The organism is Cupriavidus sp. 05T42, assembly GCF_056396345.1.
This window is the reverse complement of sequence record NZ_JBFTLH010000007.1, coordinates 38,789-53,593: the sequence shown is the minus strand read 5'-3', so window position 1 is coordinate 53,593 and position 14,805 is coordinate 38,789. Positions and strand designations below refer to the sequence as shown.

General features: G+C 71.1%; 12 protein-coding genes. All 12 read right to left on the bottom strand.

Annotated elements, in window-relative coordinates:
* Positions 1–23: 23 nt before the first annotated feature.
* Positions 24–671 carry a 3-oxoacid CoA-transferase subunit B gene (locus AC1EJR_RS11460; protein WP_454757538.1) on the bottom strand — a complete coding sequence of 216 codons (648 nt, stop codon included), beginning with the start codon at positions 669–671 and terminating at the stop codon, positions 24–26.
* 16 nt (positions 672–687) lie between these two features.
* Positions 688–1,395, bottom strand: coding sequence for a 3-oxoacid CoA-transferase subunit A (locus tag AC1EJR_RS11455; protein ID WP_092296000.1), 708 nt, complete (start codon positions 1,393–1,395; stop codon positions 688–690).
* A 353-nt stretch (positions 1,396–1,748) separates the two neighbouring features.
* On the bottom strand, positions 1,749–4,802 hold the full coding sequence (locus AC1EJR_RS11450; protein WP_477147081.1) for an AAA family ATPase: 3,054 nt from the start codon (positions 4,800–4,802) through the stop codon (positions 1,749–1,751).
* The gene (locus AC1EJR_RS11445; protein ID WP_477147080.1) at positions 4,799–5,944 is read right to left on the bottom strand and encodes an exonuclease SbcCD subunit D; all 1,146 of its coding nucleotides are present in this window, start codon (positions 5,942–5,944) and stop codon (positions 4,799–4,801) included. The genes AC1EJR_RS11450 and AC1EJR_RS11445 overlap by 4 nt, the downstream gene beginning before the upstream one ends.
* 119 nt (positions 5,945–6,063) lie before the next feature.
* The gene (locus AC1EJR_RS11440; protein ID WP_092296006.1) at positions 6,064–7,428 is read right to left on the bottom strand and encodes a sigma 54-interacting transcriptional regulator; all 1,365 of its coding nucleotides are present in this window, start codon (positions 7,426–7,428) and stop codon (positions 6,064–6,066) included.
* Between the two features lie 22 nt (positions 7,429–7,450).
* The gene (locus AC1EJR_RS11435) at positions 7,451–9,163 is read right to left on the bottom strand and encodes a TadG family pilus assembly protein (RefSeq protein WP_477113169.1); all 1,713 of its coding nucleotides are present in this window, start codon (positions 9,161–9,163) and stop codon (positions 7,451–7,453) included.
* Between the two features lie 10 nt (positions 9,164–9,173).
* Positions 9,174–9,500: a DUF3613 domain-containing protein gene (locus AC1EJR_RS11430; protein ID WP_092296009.1), complete on the bottom strand. Its 327-nt coding sequence runs from the start codon at positions 9,498–9,500 to the stop codon at positions 9,174–9,176.
* Positions 9,497–10,294 (bottom strand): tetratricopeptide repeat protein, encoded by a 798-nt coding sequence (locus tag AC1EJR_RS11425; RefSeq protein ID WP_255370857.1) that lies wholly within the window; start codon positions 10,292–10,294, stop codon positions 9,497–9,499. Before AC1EJR_RS11425 ends, AC1EJR_RS11430 begins: the two co-directional genes overlap by 4 nt.
* Entirely contained in the window at positions 10,295–11,287 is a 993-nt protein-coding gene (locus AC1EJR_RS11420; RefSeq protein WP_477109973.1) for a type II secretion system F family protein, read from the bottom strand.
* Between the two features lie 10 nt (positions 11,288–11,297).
* The gene (locus AC1EJR_RS11415; protein WP_477147079.1) at positions 11,298–12,224 is read right to left on the bottom strand and encodes a type II secretion system F family protein; all 927 of its coding nucleotides are present in this window, start codon (positions 12,222–12,224) and stop codon (positions 11,298–11,300) included.
* A 1-nt stretch (position 12,225) separates the two neighbouring features.
* Positions 12,226–13,542 (bottom strand): TadA family conjugal transfer-associated ATPase, encoded by a 1,317-nt coding sequence (locus AC1EJR_RS11410; RefSeq protein WP_092296014.1) that lies wholly within the window; start codon positions 13,540–13,542, stop codon positions 12,226–12,228.
* A gap of 30 nt (positions 13,543–13,572) precedes the next feature.
* Positions 13,573–14,805, bottom strand: a complete 1,233-nt coding sequence (locus AC1EJR_RS11405; protein ID WP_092296017.1) for a MinD/ParA family protein — start codon at positions 14,803–14,805, stop codon at positions 13,573–13,575.

The following is a 14,805-nucleotide window of genomic DNA, read 5'->3' as shown; positions in this document are numbered from 1 at the left end:
GTCTCACTCGTCTTTGGTATGGGTCAGGCCGCCACGGGTTGCAGCAGCGGCACGCCGGTCAGGCGCTGGAGTTCGTCGAAGCTCAGGCCGTCGACGAGGTCGCGGGCGACCAGACCGTCCGGCGTCACGTCGATGGTCGCCAGGTCGGTGTAGATCCGCGTGACGCAGCCGATACCCGTCAGCGGGTAGGTGCACTCGCGCACGACCTTGCTTTCGCCCTGCTTGGTCTGGTGTTCCATCATCACGAACACCTGCTTGGCGCCGATGGCCAGGTCCATCGCACCGCCCACGGCGGGGATGGCGCCCGGCGCGCCGGTGTGCCAGTTGGCCAGGTCGCCGGTCTGCGAGACCTGGAACGCGCCCAGCACGCAGAAGTCGAGGTGACCGCCACGCATCATCGCGAACGAGTCGGCATGGTGGAAGTAGGAGCCGCCGGCCTTGATCGTCACCGGCTGCTTGCCGGCGTTGATCAGGTCGCCGTCTTCCTGGCCGGCCGCGGGCGCGGGGCCCATGCCGAGCAGGCCGTTTTCGCTCTGGAGCAGGATTTCACGGTCGGCCGGCAGGTGGTTGCCCACCAGGGTGGGCAGGCCGATGCCGAGGTTCACCACGGCACCGTCGGGAATGTCTTGGGCCACGCGGGCGGCCATCTGGTCGCGGGTCAGGCGGTTCATTGTGATCTCCTTGGCTTCAGGCGGCTTGATCGGCGTTGGCGGCTTTGGCGGCCTGGGCGGCGCCTTCGATCTTGACCACGCGCTTGACGAACAGGCCCGGCGTGACAATGTGCTCGGGGTCCAGCTCGCCCAGTTCCGCGATGTGGCTCACCTGCACGATGGCGCATTTGGCGGCCATGGCCATGATAGGCCCGAAGTTGCGGGCGGTCTTGCGGTAGGTGAGGTTGCCCCAGCGGTCCGCCGTGTCGGCCTTGATCAGCGCGAAGTCGGCGTGGATCGGCGACTCGAACACATAGCCCTTGCCGTCGATGATGCGGGTTTCCTTGCCTTCGGCCAGCGGGGTGCCGTAGGCGGTGCGGGTGAAGAACCCGCCGATGCCGGCGCCGGCGGCGCGGATGCGCTCGGCCAGGTTGCCCTGCGGCACCAGTTCCAGCTCGATCTCGCCGGCATGGTAAAGCGAGTCGAACACGTACGAATCCACCTGACGCGGGAACGAGCAAATGATCTTGCGCACGCGCTTGGTCTTGAGCAGCGCGGCCAGGCCGGTGTCGCCGTTGCCGGCGTTGTTGTTGACGATGGTGAGGTCGCGTGCGCCTTGTGCGATCAGCGCGTCGATCAGCTCGGCCGGCATGCCGGCCATGCCGAAGCCGCCAATCAGGATCGTGGCGCCGTCGTGGATACCGGCCACTGCCGCTTCCACCGAGTCATATAGCTTGTTGATCACTTGCGTTCCAGTACGGAAAAGTCCGGCAGCGAGGGCCGGGACCAGCCGCAAGGGGGCGGCACGCAAAACTGTCTCCGGCGTCATGCAGGACGGGGCGTCCGCGCCGTCTGTCCCATGCCTGGGGCATGGTGGCGGGCGCAGACCGGGTCCAACAATCTTGGTGTTGTCTTGGCGGCCGTCTGTGTGCGGCCATGAGTGCATCTGAAACCTGCGAATCCTGCTGAAAGTTCGCTATTCGAACTCCAATTCGCAGACTGAACAAAGGTTACACCCGGCGCGGAAACAGGGTCAAGGCGGCCGGTCCCGTGGCGGGCGATAATCGCACCCGCCCGCGAGGGGTGGCCGCCATCCCTTCAGGGTAGACGCAGCACGGCCTGACTGCCGCTCACACCGGGGCGTACCTCCAGCCGCACATCGATGCGCTCGCGCAACTCGGTCACGTGCGAAATGATGCCGACCAGCCGGCCCGCCTGCTGGAGGTCCAGCAGCGTGCGGATCGCAAAATCGAGGCTTTCCGGGTCCAGCGTGCCGAAACCTTCGTCCACGAACAGCGTGTCGAGCTGGATGCCGCCGGCGCGCGACTGCACCACATCGGCCAGCCMCAGCGCCAGCGACAGCGAGGCCAGGAACCCCTCCCCGCCAGACAGCGTATTGGCGGGCCGCGCGCTGCCGGTGTCATGGTCGAACACTTCGAGATCGAGCCCGCCCGCCACGCGCTGGTCGCCCTGCTCGCGCACGCGCTGCAAGGCGTAGCGGCCCCGGCTCATKCGCATCAGCCGCAGGGACGCCGCCTCGAGCACCTCGTCCAGCAGGGTCGCCAGCACGAAGCGCTGGAACGTCATGCGGCGCGGATTGTTGCCGTTGGCCACCTCCGAGAGCCGGCCCAGCACGGCGTAGCGCGCCTCCACATCGCGGCTGTCCTCGGCCAGCGCATCGAGCAGGGCCTGGCATTGCAGCAGCGCGTCGCGCGCGGCGGCGAGTTCGGTGCGCTGGCGGATGGCATCCTCCAACTGCACGGCCGCCGTGTCACGCGCAGCCAGCAGCGCGGGCAGGTCCGGCGCGGCGATGGCCTGGGCGATGGCGGCGGTGCGCGCGCGGTGCTCGGCAGCGGTGGCCAGATCGATATCGAAACGGCGCACGGCTTCGTCGAGTGTGGCGATGGCGTCCGGCGCGAGCGTGGCGGCGGCATAGGCCGTGACATCGGCGAATCCGGCCTGCGCCAGCGCATCGGCCAACTCGGTGTCGCACTGGACCGTACGCGCGTCGGCCTGGGCCACGTGCTGCTGGGCCGATGCCAGCGCGGCCTGGCTGCCGGAGAGCGTCGCCGCTGCCTGCCGGTCCGCAGCCTGTGCCACTTCCAACGCCGCTTCCAGCGCGCCGGCATGGCGGCGGGCCGCTTCGAGCGATGTCGCGATCACATCGGGATCGCGCGATTCGGCTGGCACCTGCGCGCTGGCGGCTTGCCATTCGCCCTCGCGCTTGGCCTGATCCTGCGCGGCGGCGCGCGCCTGCGCATCGGCGGCGCTGGCGGCAGCCTCGCTGGTGGCGAGCGCCGCCCGGCCCTGCGTGGCCGCCGCTTCCAGTTCCTGCGCTCGGCGCGCTGCCGCCTCCGCCTGCGTCACGGCGGCGGACAGTGCAGCCACGTCGGCCTCCAGCCGGCGCGCGCCGTCTTCCGAACCATCGTCGATCGATTCAGCGATATCGGCCAGCCGCTGCTGGGCCTGCGCGACGTCCGCATCGGCCTTCTGGCGTGCCGCCGTGGCCTCGGCGAGTGCCTCGTCGGCACGCTGGAGCGCGGCGCGGCTCGCGTCGAGGTCGTCATCGGTCACCAGCGCCAGCACCTGCTGCGCCAGCGCCGGGTGATCGGTGCCGCCGCACACCGGGCAGGCATCGCCACGATGCAGCCCGGCAGCCAGCCGCGCGGCCTGTCCCACGCGCCAGGCGGCTTCCGACTGCGCCAGCGCGGCCCGCGCGGTGTCGCGTGCGGCGCTGGCCCGGGTCCATTGCGTCTGGGCAGCCGTCTGCGCCGCGCGCAGCGGCGGCAGGGCAACTTCCACCTGTCGATATTTGCCGATGCGCGCCAGGCGCTCGCGCGCGTTGTCGCGCTGGAGCCGCGTGGCGTCGAGCGGGGCCGCCGTGGCGCGCGCCTGCGCCAGCGCCTCGTCCAGCGCCTGCTGGCGCTTGGTGCCGGCATCCAGCGCCGCCACAGCCTTGGCGTGCGCCGCCTGCGCGTGGGTCAGGGTGGCATTGGTCTGCGCCAGCGCGTGTTGCAGCAGGCCAAGCTGCCGCGCACGCGGCAGCAGGTCTTCCAGCGTCCTCGCGCTCCGCTGCGCCGCCTGCCGTTCCTCGGCGCGGGCCAGTTCGGCACGCAGGGCGACGGTGGCGGCGTCCGCCTCTTGCCGGTCGCGCGCGGCGGCGGCCTCGGCCCGGGCCAGCGCCTCGCGGGAGGCACCCTGCTCGCGGCGTGCCGCCTCGGCATTGCGCGCCACCGGGGTCACGTGCGCCGCGCGCTGGGCCGCCCGCAGCCGGGCGCGCTCCAGATCCATGGCCGGCGTACGGGCGCTCAGGCGCGCGTGCGTGGCCTCGGCCTCCTGCCACGCCGTGCGTTGCGCCTGCTCCATCTCGCCCTTGCGCAGCGACGCCTGCGCCGCTTCGCTCGCGGCGCGCGCCAGCGCTTCACGCTGCTGCAAGCCCAGCAGCGCCTCCTGCTGCGTGGCGATGCGCTCCGCGAGCGCGTCCGTCGACGGCAGTGTGTACTGCTCCAGCAGCGTGCGGCGGCGCAGCCCGATCTCGTCGGCCTCGCGCCGGATGCCTGCCGCCTGATCCTTGAGGTGCTCCTCCACGCGGCGATACAGCTCGGTACGGAACAGCCGCTCCAGAATCGCCTGCCGCGCGCGCGAGTCCGCCGTCAGCAGTTCGCGGAAGCGCCCCTGCGGCAGCACGATCACCTGCCGGAACTGCGCGCTGTCGAAGCCGAGCAGGTCGCGCACGGCATCGCCCACGCGGTTCGGCTGGGTCGCCTTGCTCCGCCAGCCGTCGTCCATCATCACGTCGAGCTGCGCCTTGGCGGCCTCCTTGACGAAGCCGCCGGCCGCGCGCTGGCTTGGCCGGTCCTGCGTGGGCGAGCGCGTCACCCGGTAGCGCGTAGCGCCCAGGCAGAATTCCAGCGTGACTTCGGTACGCAGCGCCGGATCGGCGTTGGCGCTGCGCATGTCCTGCGGGTTGCGCTCGCCGCCCGAGGTGTCGCCGTACAGCGCGAAGCAGATCGCGTCGAGCAGCGTGGTCTTGCCGGCGCCCGTGGGGCCGTGGATCAGGAAGAACGCCTGATCGCCCAGCTTTGTGAAGTCGATGGTCTCCGTGGCCGCGAACGGCCCGAATGCCTGGAGCGTCAGGTGCAGCGGTTTCATGCCGATTCCCTTTCCGCCGCGGCCATGTCGGCCAGCAGGTCGTCCAGCGTCCGGCGCTGATCGCCGTCAAGATCCGCGTCCGCTACCTCGCGGAAGAAGTTGGCGAACAGCGTGCCCGTATCGAGTTCCCGCAACTGCCGCCCCGCCGCGCTGGCCTGCCCGGTGCGCGCCAGCACCGTGCGCTCCATCGCCAGCGCATTCGGGTAGACCTGGCGCAGCCGCGCCATCGGGTCCAGCAGCGCGCCGGTATCGGACAGCACTGCATAGATATAGTCGTCGCGGCGCGGGTCGTCCATGCCCTGCGCCAGCAGCGTGGCCAGTTCGCCCTGGAGCACGCGCAGGTCGCGCAGCGGCTGGAGGGCGATCGGCTCGATCGTCACCTGCCCGGCGCCGTCTATCTCCACCAGCGACACCGACTTCATGTGCTCGGTTTCCGACAGCGAGTACTTGAGCAGCGAGCCCKAGTAGTGCACCCGCTCGCCGATGGTCTGGGGCCGGTGCAGGTGACCGAGCGCGACGAAATCGAAGCCGGCGAACACCTCCGCCGCCACCGCCCCGCTGCCGCCGACGGAAAGCGGCCGCTCCGACTCGCTCACCGTCCCGCCCACCACGAAGGCGTGGGCCACCGCCACGGCGCGCACACCGGCCGGATGGGTGGCGCGGATGGCCGCCAGCTGTGCCTGAAGCGCCGCTTCGTGGCTGGGCAGGTCCAGCCCGAGCGCATCGCGCACGGCGGCCGGCTCCGCGTAGGGCAGCGCATAGATGCGCACTTCGCCGTCGGCGTCGTGCAGCGTCACGCAACTGGCCTGCGGCCCGGTGCGCCCCGCCACGTGCAGCCCCTGCGCGGCCATCAGGCGGGCGCCGAAGCCGAGCCGGTGCGCGCTGTCGTGATTGCCGGCGATCATCACCACGGGCACGCCCGCCTCCACGACGATGCGCGCCAGCACGTCGTCCAGCAGCGCCACGGCCTCGGGCGGTGGCACGGCGCGGTCGTAGACATCGCCCGCGATCAGCACGGCGTCTGGCCGTACGTCACGGACCAGCGCGACGAACTGGTCGAGCACATGAGCCTGGTCTTCGAGCAGGCTGCGGGCGTGGAACAGCCGACCAAGATGCCAGTCGGCGGTGTGGAGAAAACGCAATCTGAATCCTTCGGCGCCGTGGCGCGAGAAGCACGGCCGGGCCGCGCGGTCCCGCATCATAACGTTGCGGCCCCCGGCGCCGCATCCCCCTGTATCCCCTCCCCTGTGTGGTCGCTGCCTCAGGCCGGCTCCGCTTCGCTGTCGGCGATCTGGTACTTGCGCATCTTCTCCCACAGCACCTTGCGGCTGATGCCGAGGCAGGCGGCGGTGTCCTGCCGGCGCCAGCCGTTGGCGTCCAGCGCCGCGATGATGCGGCGGCGCTCCTCGGCGTCGCCACGCGGGTCGGCGCGCTCGGTGCCGTCGAAGGCACCCGGGCGCAGCGCGCGGAACAGCGGGCGGATGCGTTCCTCGTCCCAATGGCCGCACTGCTGCACGGTGATGCCGATCCGCTCGGCCAGGTTGCGCAGCTCCCGCACATTGCCGATGAAGAACGCCGTGCCTACGGCGCCGCGCAGCCAGTCCGGCAGCGGCGGCAGGGCGTCGAAGCCGGCCGGGCCGAGCATATGGCGCAGGAAGGACACCAGCAGGCCCACCTTGTCCGCCGCGCCACGGTCCTCCAGGCTGGGGATGCGCAGCTCGATCACGGCCAGCCGGAAATAGAGGTCGGCGCGGAAGCGGCCCTGGCTCACCGCCTCGCGCAGGTCCTTGTTGGTGGCCGCCACGAGCCGGAAGTCCAGCTTCACCGGCATGGTCGATCCCAGCCGCGTCAGCGCGTTTTCCTCCAGCACCCGCAGCAGCTTGACCTGCTGGAACAGCGGCAAATCGCCGATTTCATCGAGGAACAGCGTGCCGCCGGTGGCCTGCTCGAAGTAGCCCCGGTGGGCGAACATCGCCCCCGTGAACGCGCCCTTGGCGTGGCCGAAGAACTGGGACTCGAACAGCCCGTCCGGAATCGCCCCGCAGTTCACGGCGACGAACGGCCCCTTGCCGTAGCGGGTATTGCGCTCGTGGAACAGCCGCGCGATGCGCTCCTTGCCGGCGCCAGTCTCGCCGTACAGCATCACGTTGCTGCCGAAGTCCGCGTAGGTGTCGACGTGCGACATCAGCTGCAGCATGGCCGGCGAGCCGGCGACGAGGTCGGCCACGTCCGGGCCGGTAGCGGCGGCGGCCAGCAGTTGCGGCATCAGCTTGCCGATCTGCGTGCGCAGGTCGGCGCCGGTGAAGTCGTGCGGCAGGATGTGCGCGTACTCGGGCGGAAAGCGGCCGGGGTCGACTTCCCGGTCCGGCGCGCCCACCCAGATCACCGGCATGCCGTGCGCGGCCTCCCAGTCGAGCGTGAACTTGGCCGCGCCGATGGCCGAGGCGCTGATGACAGCGATGCACGGCTTCACGCGCGGCTCGGCGGGCAGCGCGTCCAGCGCGCCGGCGCGGATCACCTCCACGCCCAGCGGCGTCAGGAAGCGCGCCACGCGGTCGGCAATCTCGTATTTGCCTTCCCAGACATAGACTTCCAGGGTCTCGTAGGCCCAGCGGTCGGCTTTCATGATGGTTCGCTTCAGTAGACCTTCAGTAGACCAGTTCGGCGTTGTTGCAATCGACCCCGTTCAGCCACAGGTCGGCATTGCCGAGCCGGATGCCGAGCGTGGACGTCAGCGGGATAAGCAGGGCGTCCAGCAGGCCCGCGATGGGAGGCAGCAGGGCATCGAGCAAGGCCCCGACGTTCAGCGGGATGCCCAGCACGCCAAGGCCCACCGTCACATCGGGGTTGAGGTTGCGGACCATGTCCGTGATGGCGCGGGACAACGGCTTGGTCGATGACGTGGTGGCGCTGCCGCCCGGCGCCAGCACCACGTCGTTGAGCGGGTTCATCGGCGTGACATCCGGCTTGGGATTGGCGACGACCCTGGTCGACAGCACGCCGGCAAGCACCTTCACCGAGGCCAGCTCCACCACCGTCGCCGCCGGCGCGCACTGCGGCTTCGCCCCATCGGCCACGCAGGTGGTCAGCACGTCCGGGATCACGTTGACCGTGGCGCGCCGCTGCGCCGGGTTGGCCGCGCACTGGACGTTGGTCAGGTCGCCCCGCGCCTGCCCCACGCGCACCCAGACCGGCAGGTTGACGTCTGCGCTGGCCAGCCCCAGCACGGGCAGATTGGCCTTCACCGCCAGCCACAGCCCCAGTTGCGCCGTGGTGGCCGTGGTCTGCCACGTGCCGCCGGGCAACTGCCGCGCCGGCCCCACCGCCACCTGCGGCGGCTGCACGATATAGAGCTTGCCGCCCACCGAGCCGAGGCTGACGTTGACCGAGATCTTGTCCAGGTCGATCGCACTGGTCCCGCGCGCCACGTAGGCCGCCGTGGTCAGCAGCGAGGCCACGTTCACGGCCACCTCCGCCGCCGACGAGGCCGCCGGCGTGAGCACGCCCAGATCGAGCATCTTCGCCAGCGTCACCGTGGTGCCGATGCTGCTCACCCCCAGCTGCGTCACCGGGCTGCCAAGCGCCGCGTTCAGCAGCGCGCTCTTGCCCGCCGCGCCGAGCACCAGCGCGTAGAACTGCTGGATCGACAGCGTGGCGTTGAGCAGCTGGTCGATGGTGCCCACGCCGGCTTGCAGGCGAAGCTGCTCCAGCGTGACATTGGCGCCGACCAGCCCTCTCCAGTCCAGCACGGACAGGGTCACCGTGTTGCCGAGCAGCAGGCCGAGCATGCCGCTGGCCGTGGAGACGTCGAGCACGCCGCTGCCGAGCGTGAACGACGCCACGGGCGGGCTGCCGGCCGCGATGGCCTCCGCGCGCAACTGCCGGGATGCCGTGCCAGGCAGCACGAACAGCACCGGCACCGTGTAGGTGGCCTGCACGCGCACCGCGTTGGGCGAGACGGTGGCGGCCGGATAGGCGGCGTTGAAGTGGCGCACGCTGTCGCCGTTGGCCGGGTTGGCCGGGTCCCACAGGCCCAGGCAAGCGCGCAGGCCATCGGCGCCGCCGCCGGCCACATCGGCGCAATTGGCGCTCACGCCCGACGCATAGCCGTTCTGCGCCGCCGCCGCCGTCACGCTGCCGAGCACGCTGGCCGTGGTGGTGGGCAGGTCGGCGGCCCGCTTGAGTTGCTGCGCGCCCGAGAGCGCGGCCAGATCGACCATCTTCTGCAACTGGCGCTGGCTGTAGAACACATGGCCGACGTCGATCGACACCAGCGCGGCTACGCCGACCGTGGCGATCAGCAGCGCCGCCATCAGGCTGACGGCGCCGCGCGCGTGGCGATGGGCTCGGAGCGGACGCATGGCCGTGGCCTTACTGCCCGTTGGGCACGGCGGGCGTACCGCTGCCGGCGCCGCCGCGCAGTGGGCTGCCGGTGGCCTGGCTGGTGAAAAACTCCGGCAGCTCGTAGCGGAAGCTGCGCATATATCGCTCATAGCCGATGGCGGCCTGCTCGCCGCCGAGCGGGATCGCCGCGCCGGCCTGCGAGCCGTTGCGCTGGATCTCCAACAGCGTGCGCGTCTGCTGGCCGACCGGGAGTTGGGCGGTCGTTGGCTGGGGGTCGGCGGGCTGGGCCGATACCGGCGCGGCGATCAGCAGCGCCAGCAGCGCCACGACACTGGAAAATCGGCGGATGGTCATTGTGCGGCTCCTGAAGCAGCGATGGCGATGGCGTTGGCCGGGGCCAGCAGCGCCAGCGGCTTGGTGGCGGGCGTGCGCTCGCGGGCCAGCGCCGCGCGGGCGACTCGGTCGCCTTCCTTGCGGATGGCGGTCCGCGTGGTCTCGGGCATGGCGGCCCGCTGCATCATCGCGTTGGCCTCGGCGCGCTTGCCGCTCGCCCACAGCCATACCGCCGCATTGCTGACGATGCGGGGGTTGCTGCCGTCCAGCTGCAGCGCCTGCATCACCGGAATGCGCGCGTCCTGCAGCGCGCCGCCGCGCATCAGCGCGTAGCCGAGGTCGTTGGCCACCTGCGGGTTCACCGGATCGAGCGTGGCAGCCTGCCGCAGCGAAACGGCGGCGCGTACGAAATCGCCCTGCCGTCCCAGCACCAGTCCGATGCCGTGATGCGCGGCGGCGGCGCGGTCGGTGCTCAGCAGCTCGCGGTAGGCGGCCAGCGCCGCGTCGTCCTGGCCGGTCTCGCGCAGCGCGGCGGCKCGCATCAACTGCACGCCCGGCTGGGTGCCGAAACGCTGCTGGAACGCGTCGATATGCGCCAGCGAGGCGAAGTACAGCCCCTCCTGCTGCATCCGGGCGATCAGGCCGAGGTAGACGGCCTGGTCGTTGTACTCGGCGCGGGCCTCCTTGTCGCGCAGCTTGGCCAGCGCGATCTGCGCCTCCGCCTGCTGCGCCAGCGCCTCGGCGCTCTGCTGGCTCTGGCTCGCGCAGCCCGCCAGCAGCAGTGTCACGACCATGGCGATCATCGGTTTCGTCATTCAGTGCCCTCCGTTCATGCGCGCCAGCATGCGAATCACGCCCAGGAAGCCCGGGCCGGCGGTCAGGATCAGCAGCACCGGCAGCAGGCTGACCACCATCACACCGGTCATCTTCACCGTGAGCCGGCCGATCTTGTCCTTCATGCGCGCCTTGCGCGCGGTCTGCAGCCGCTCGCCGAACTGGCGCAGCGGCTCCTGCACCGCCCCGCCGTGGCGGTCCACCTGCGTCAGCAGCGTGATCAGGCCCTTGAGGTCTTCATCGTCGAACAGCTTGCCGATGCGCTGCAGCGTCTGCTCGCGCGAGCGGCCCGAGGCGAACTGCTGGTTCGCGCGCTGCAACTCGGGGCCGAGCACGTGCAGCATGCTGCCGAACTCGACCACGATGATCTGGAGGCTCTGGTCGATGGACAGCCCCACGCCCTGCAGGAGCCGCAGCATGTCGATCAGCACCGGCAGTTCATCGGCCACCCGCGCCAGCCGCTGCTTCGCGCGGCGGCGCAGGGCCAGCTTGGGCAGCAGGAAGCCCACCGCGAAGGTGACGAAGCCCCAGCCGATGGCCCCCGCCAGCGACACCGGCAGCCGCCAGGCGAAGACCGCCAGCGCCAGCGCAACGGGCACCGCCACGCGCAGCCCGCCAAACACTGCGCGCGGACGCACGCCGTAGTAGCCGCACTGCTCCAGCAGCCGCTGTTCCTCGGCGGTGATCACGGCGCGGCCCAGCTTCGAGCTGAGCCAGATCTCGCCGAAGCGTGCGCCCGGCGTAGCGGGATCGGGCGATGCGGCAGGCGCTGTCGCGGGCGCGGCGGCTGGTGGCGAAGTTGGCGTGGCCGCTGCGCGTGCCGCCTGCCGGTCCAGCGCGGCGTCCAGCGTGCGCGTGGTGGCGCGGCGCTGGCGCCATTGCCGCACCAGCGGCCACGCGAGCAGCCCCGCCGCCCCGGCGGCGGCCAGCAGGCTCATCGAGAGCAGGGTCGTCATGTCGATCGTCATGCCCATGCGCGCGCCCTCATATCGACTTGGCCAGCCGGTACAGCAGGAGGGCGCCGACCACCTCCAGCCCCAGCGCGGTCAGCAGCATCGCCTTGCCCATCGGGTCGCGCCACATCAGCAGGATGTAGCCGGCGTTCATCACGAACAGGCCGCCGGCCACCACCAGTGGCAGCAGGCCCAGCACCCACGCCGACAGGCGGGTCTCCGCCGATAGCGCCATCAGCTCGCGCTGCGCTTCCTCGCGGTCGCGCATGAAGGTGGCGGTGCGCTCCATCACCACATCGGCCCGGCCGCCGTAGCGCACGGACAGGCGCAGCACCGACGACACGATCACCAGTTCGGACAGGTCATAGGCGCGGCCCACCATCAGCACCGCCTGATCGAGTTCCTTGCCGGCGCGCTGGAGGTGGATGGCCTGCACCAGGCACTGGCGCAGCGGCGCCTCGGTGTTCGCCACGGAGTTCTGGAAGGCGGCCGGCACGCTGCTGCCGATGGTCATCAGCCGCACCACGCCATCGAGAAAGCCCGGCAACTGGCGCAGCATCTTCTCGCGCACGCGCCGGATGCGCACCCAGAGCAGGAAAGCCGCCAGCGCCACGCCAGTCACCAACATGGCGCCCGCGCCCAGCGCGCCGCCGATCAGGCCGCCGAACAGCACCAGCGTGGCCACCGGGGTGCCCCAGCGCAGCGCCGTGGCGCGCGTCGGCGCGAGGTCGGCGCGGCGCAACAGGTCGGTCCCGCGGCGGCGMAGGTCGCGCGCGCCGGCTTGCGGGGCCGGGTCGGCGGCGGTGGCGTAGCGCGCCCGCACCTGCTCGGTCTGGGCGGTGAGATGGGCGCGCGCGTGCTCCGCCTGCCCGCGCGCGCGGGCCGTGGCGAGCAGCAGCAGCCCGGTGCCGAGCAGCACCAGGGCGATGGAGGCGATGAGCAGGCCGGCGACCGMCATGTCAGAGGTCGAACCGGTCATCGAGCCCGAAGTTCGCGGGCCGCATGCGCGCGAGCTTGGGCGAGTGCGGCAGGATGCCGAGCGACTGCCAGCGGTCGCCCTCGGTGCCGTCCGCGTTCTGCACCGGCTCGTGCCGGTAGAGTTCCTGCGTGGAGATGATGTTGTCGCCCAGGCCGGTCACCTCGGTAATCGACAGGATGCGGCGCTTGCCGCTCGACAGCCGCCCGATCTGCACGATGAAGTCGATGGCGTTGGCGATCTGCCGGCGCAGGCTCACCTCGCTGCCCTGGAAGCCGGCGAAGCCGGCCAGCATTTCCAGCCGGTACAGGCATTCGCGCGGGCTGCTGGCGTGGATCGTGCCCATCGAGCCATCGTGCCCGGTGCTCATGGCCTGGAGCATCTCCAGCACCTCGCCGCCGCGCACTTCGCCCACGATGATGCGGTCTGGCCGCATGCGCAGGCTGTTGCGCAGCAGGTCGCGGATGGTGACCGTGCCGGTCCCCTCGAAGCCGCCGGGCCGGCTCTCCAGCCGCACCACGTGCGGGTGGTTGAGCGCCAGCTCGGCGGTGTCCTCGATGGTGATCACACGCTCCGTGGCCGGCACGAAGGTGGCCAGCGCGTTGAGCAGCGAGGTCTTGCCCGAACTGGTGCCGCCGCTGACCAGGATGTTGCAGCGGGCGCGCACGGCGGCGTCCAGCAGCTCGCTGATCTCCGGGCTCATGGTGCCCAGCGCCTGCAGGTCGGCCGGCGTCAGCGGGTCCTTGCGGAACTTGCGGATGGACACCACCGGGCCTTCCAGCGCCAGCGGCGGGATGATCACGTTGATGCGCCCGCCGTCCGGCAGGCGCGCATCCACCATCGGATTGGACTCGTCCAGCCGCCGGCCAATCGGCGCCAGGATGCGGCGCACGATGCGCAGCAGGTGTCCGCCATCGGCAAAACGCACCGGAATCCGCTCCAGCACGCCGTGGCGCGACACGTAGACGTCCAGGTGCCCATTCACGAGGATGTCTTCCACGGCCGGGTCGTTGAGCAGGTCCTCGATGGGGCCGAAGCCGGCCAGCTCCTTGGTCAGCGCCTCGGCCATCTGGCGCAGCTCGGCCTCGTTGATCGGGATGCGGCGCAGCCGGGTGAAGCTCTCCAGCTCCAGGTCCACGAACCGATGAATCGCCGTGCGCGACCATCGGCCGAACTCGGCGCCGAGTTCCTCGATGCGCGTGAGCAGGTGTTCGTGCGCCGCTTCCTTGATCGTGTGGAACTCCTGCGAGACAGGAAACGGTGCGGCGGCGTTGTCCGAAAATTCGATCGCTTGGGTCATGTCAGTTCCAGCTTGATTCCAGCTTCCTGATCAGGTGCCGGTGCGGACGGCGCGCAGCGCCTCCGGCAGCCTGTCCTTCATCCGCGCCAGGATGCTGCGTGCCTCGCCCGGCGCGGCGGCGTAGCCCAGCCGCGCCATCAGCGTGCCCAGCGCGCGCACGTAGGGGTCTGCCGCGTCGTCGTCCGCCAGCACCGCGCCCCGGTTGGCCGCGCGCAGCAGCGCGCCGCGCCGTTCCGGCAGGGTGCCGACCGATGCCACACCCACCCGTTCGGCCACCTGCGCGGCGTCCACGCCCAGTTGCGGGTCGAAGCGGGACACCAGCAGGTGCAGGTCGTCCCGCTCGATCTCACGCTTGCGCAGCTCCTGCACCAGCTCCACGGCGGAGACGATGGCGCCCACGCTCTGCTCGGTGACGATCACCACGGCATCGGCCGCCTTGACGATCTGGGCCATGAACTCGGCATTGGAGAAGCCGCCGAGGTCCACCACCTGGAGGTCGAAGAAGGCGCGCAGGCGGTCCAGCAGGGTCAGGGCCTCCGAGTACGAGACATCGCGCAGCTCGGACAGCGTGCCCGGCAGCGGCAGCACGGACACGCCGTTGGCGTGGCGCGCCAGCGCGGTGCGCACGAACACCTGATCGAAGCGGCGCAGGTTGCGCACCGCCTCGGCGAAATGAAATTCGGGGGCGATATTGAGGTACAGCGCGCCGTCGCGCGCCGGCAGGCCGAGGTCGAGCAGCAGCACCTCGCTGGCGCCGCGCTGGCGCACCGCCGCCGCGAGGTTCACGGCGGCGCTGGTCACGCCCACGCCCTGACGCGCGCCCAGCATCGCCACCACCTTGCCGTGCCGCGCCGGCTCCACGGCGCGAACGTCGGTGCGCAGCGCGGCGCGCGGCACCATCAGCCGCTGCACGGCGCCCTTGGCCTGCGTGGTGGCGCCGTGCAGGTCGATAAAGTCCCGCACGCCGGCGCGCAGCGCGGCCAGCATGGTGTCCGGCTCGGTGGCGTGGCCCACGGCCACCAGCGGCACCTGCGGGAACAGGCGCGTCACCTGTTCGGCCAGGCGCGTCGAGGCCACCGCGTGCGGCGCCGTGAAATCGAGAAACACCAGTCCGGGCCGGAGCGCGCTGATCTGGTCGGCAACCGCCTCCTGCGAGCTGGCCTCCACCACCAGCGTGCCGAGCCCCACCAGCGCGCCGGCCAGCCAGTGGCGCACATCATCGCGCGCGGTGTTGAGCAGGAAGACCTCGGTCTGGGCGTCCAT

Excerpts from the sequence above, each read along its gene's own strand:
- AC1EJR_RS11420 (WP_477109973.1), bottom strand. The coding sequence starts at position 11,287 with ATGGGCATGACGATCGACATGACGACCCTGCTCTCGATGAGCCTGCTG.
- AC1EJR_RS11435 (WP_477113169.1), bottom strand. The coding sequence starts at position 9,163 with ATGCGTCCGCTCCGAGCCCATCGCCACGCGCGCGGCGCCGTCAGCCTG.
- AC1EJR_RS11460 (WP_454757538.1), bottom strand. The coding sequence starts at position 671 with ATGAACCGCCTGACCCGCGACCAGATGGCCGCCCGCGTGGCCCAAGAC.
- AC1EJR_RS11410 (WP_092296014.1), bottom strand. The coding sequence starts at position 13,542 with ATGACCCAAGCGATCGAATTTTCGGACAACGCCGCCGCACCGTTTCCT.
- AC1EJR_RS11405 (WP_092296017.1), bottom strand. The coding sequence starts at position 14,805 with ATGGACGCCCAGACCGAGGTCTTCCTGCTCAACACCGCGCGCGATGAT.
- AC1EJR_RS11430 (WP_092296009.1), bottom strand. The coding sequence starts at position 9,500 with ATGACCATCCGCCGATTTTCCAGTGTCGTGGCGCTGCTGGCGCTGCTG.
- AC1EJR_RS11440 (WP_092296006.1), bottom strand. The coding sequence starts at position 7,428 with ATGAAAGCCGACCGCTGGGCCTACGAGACCCTGGAAGTCTATGTCTGG.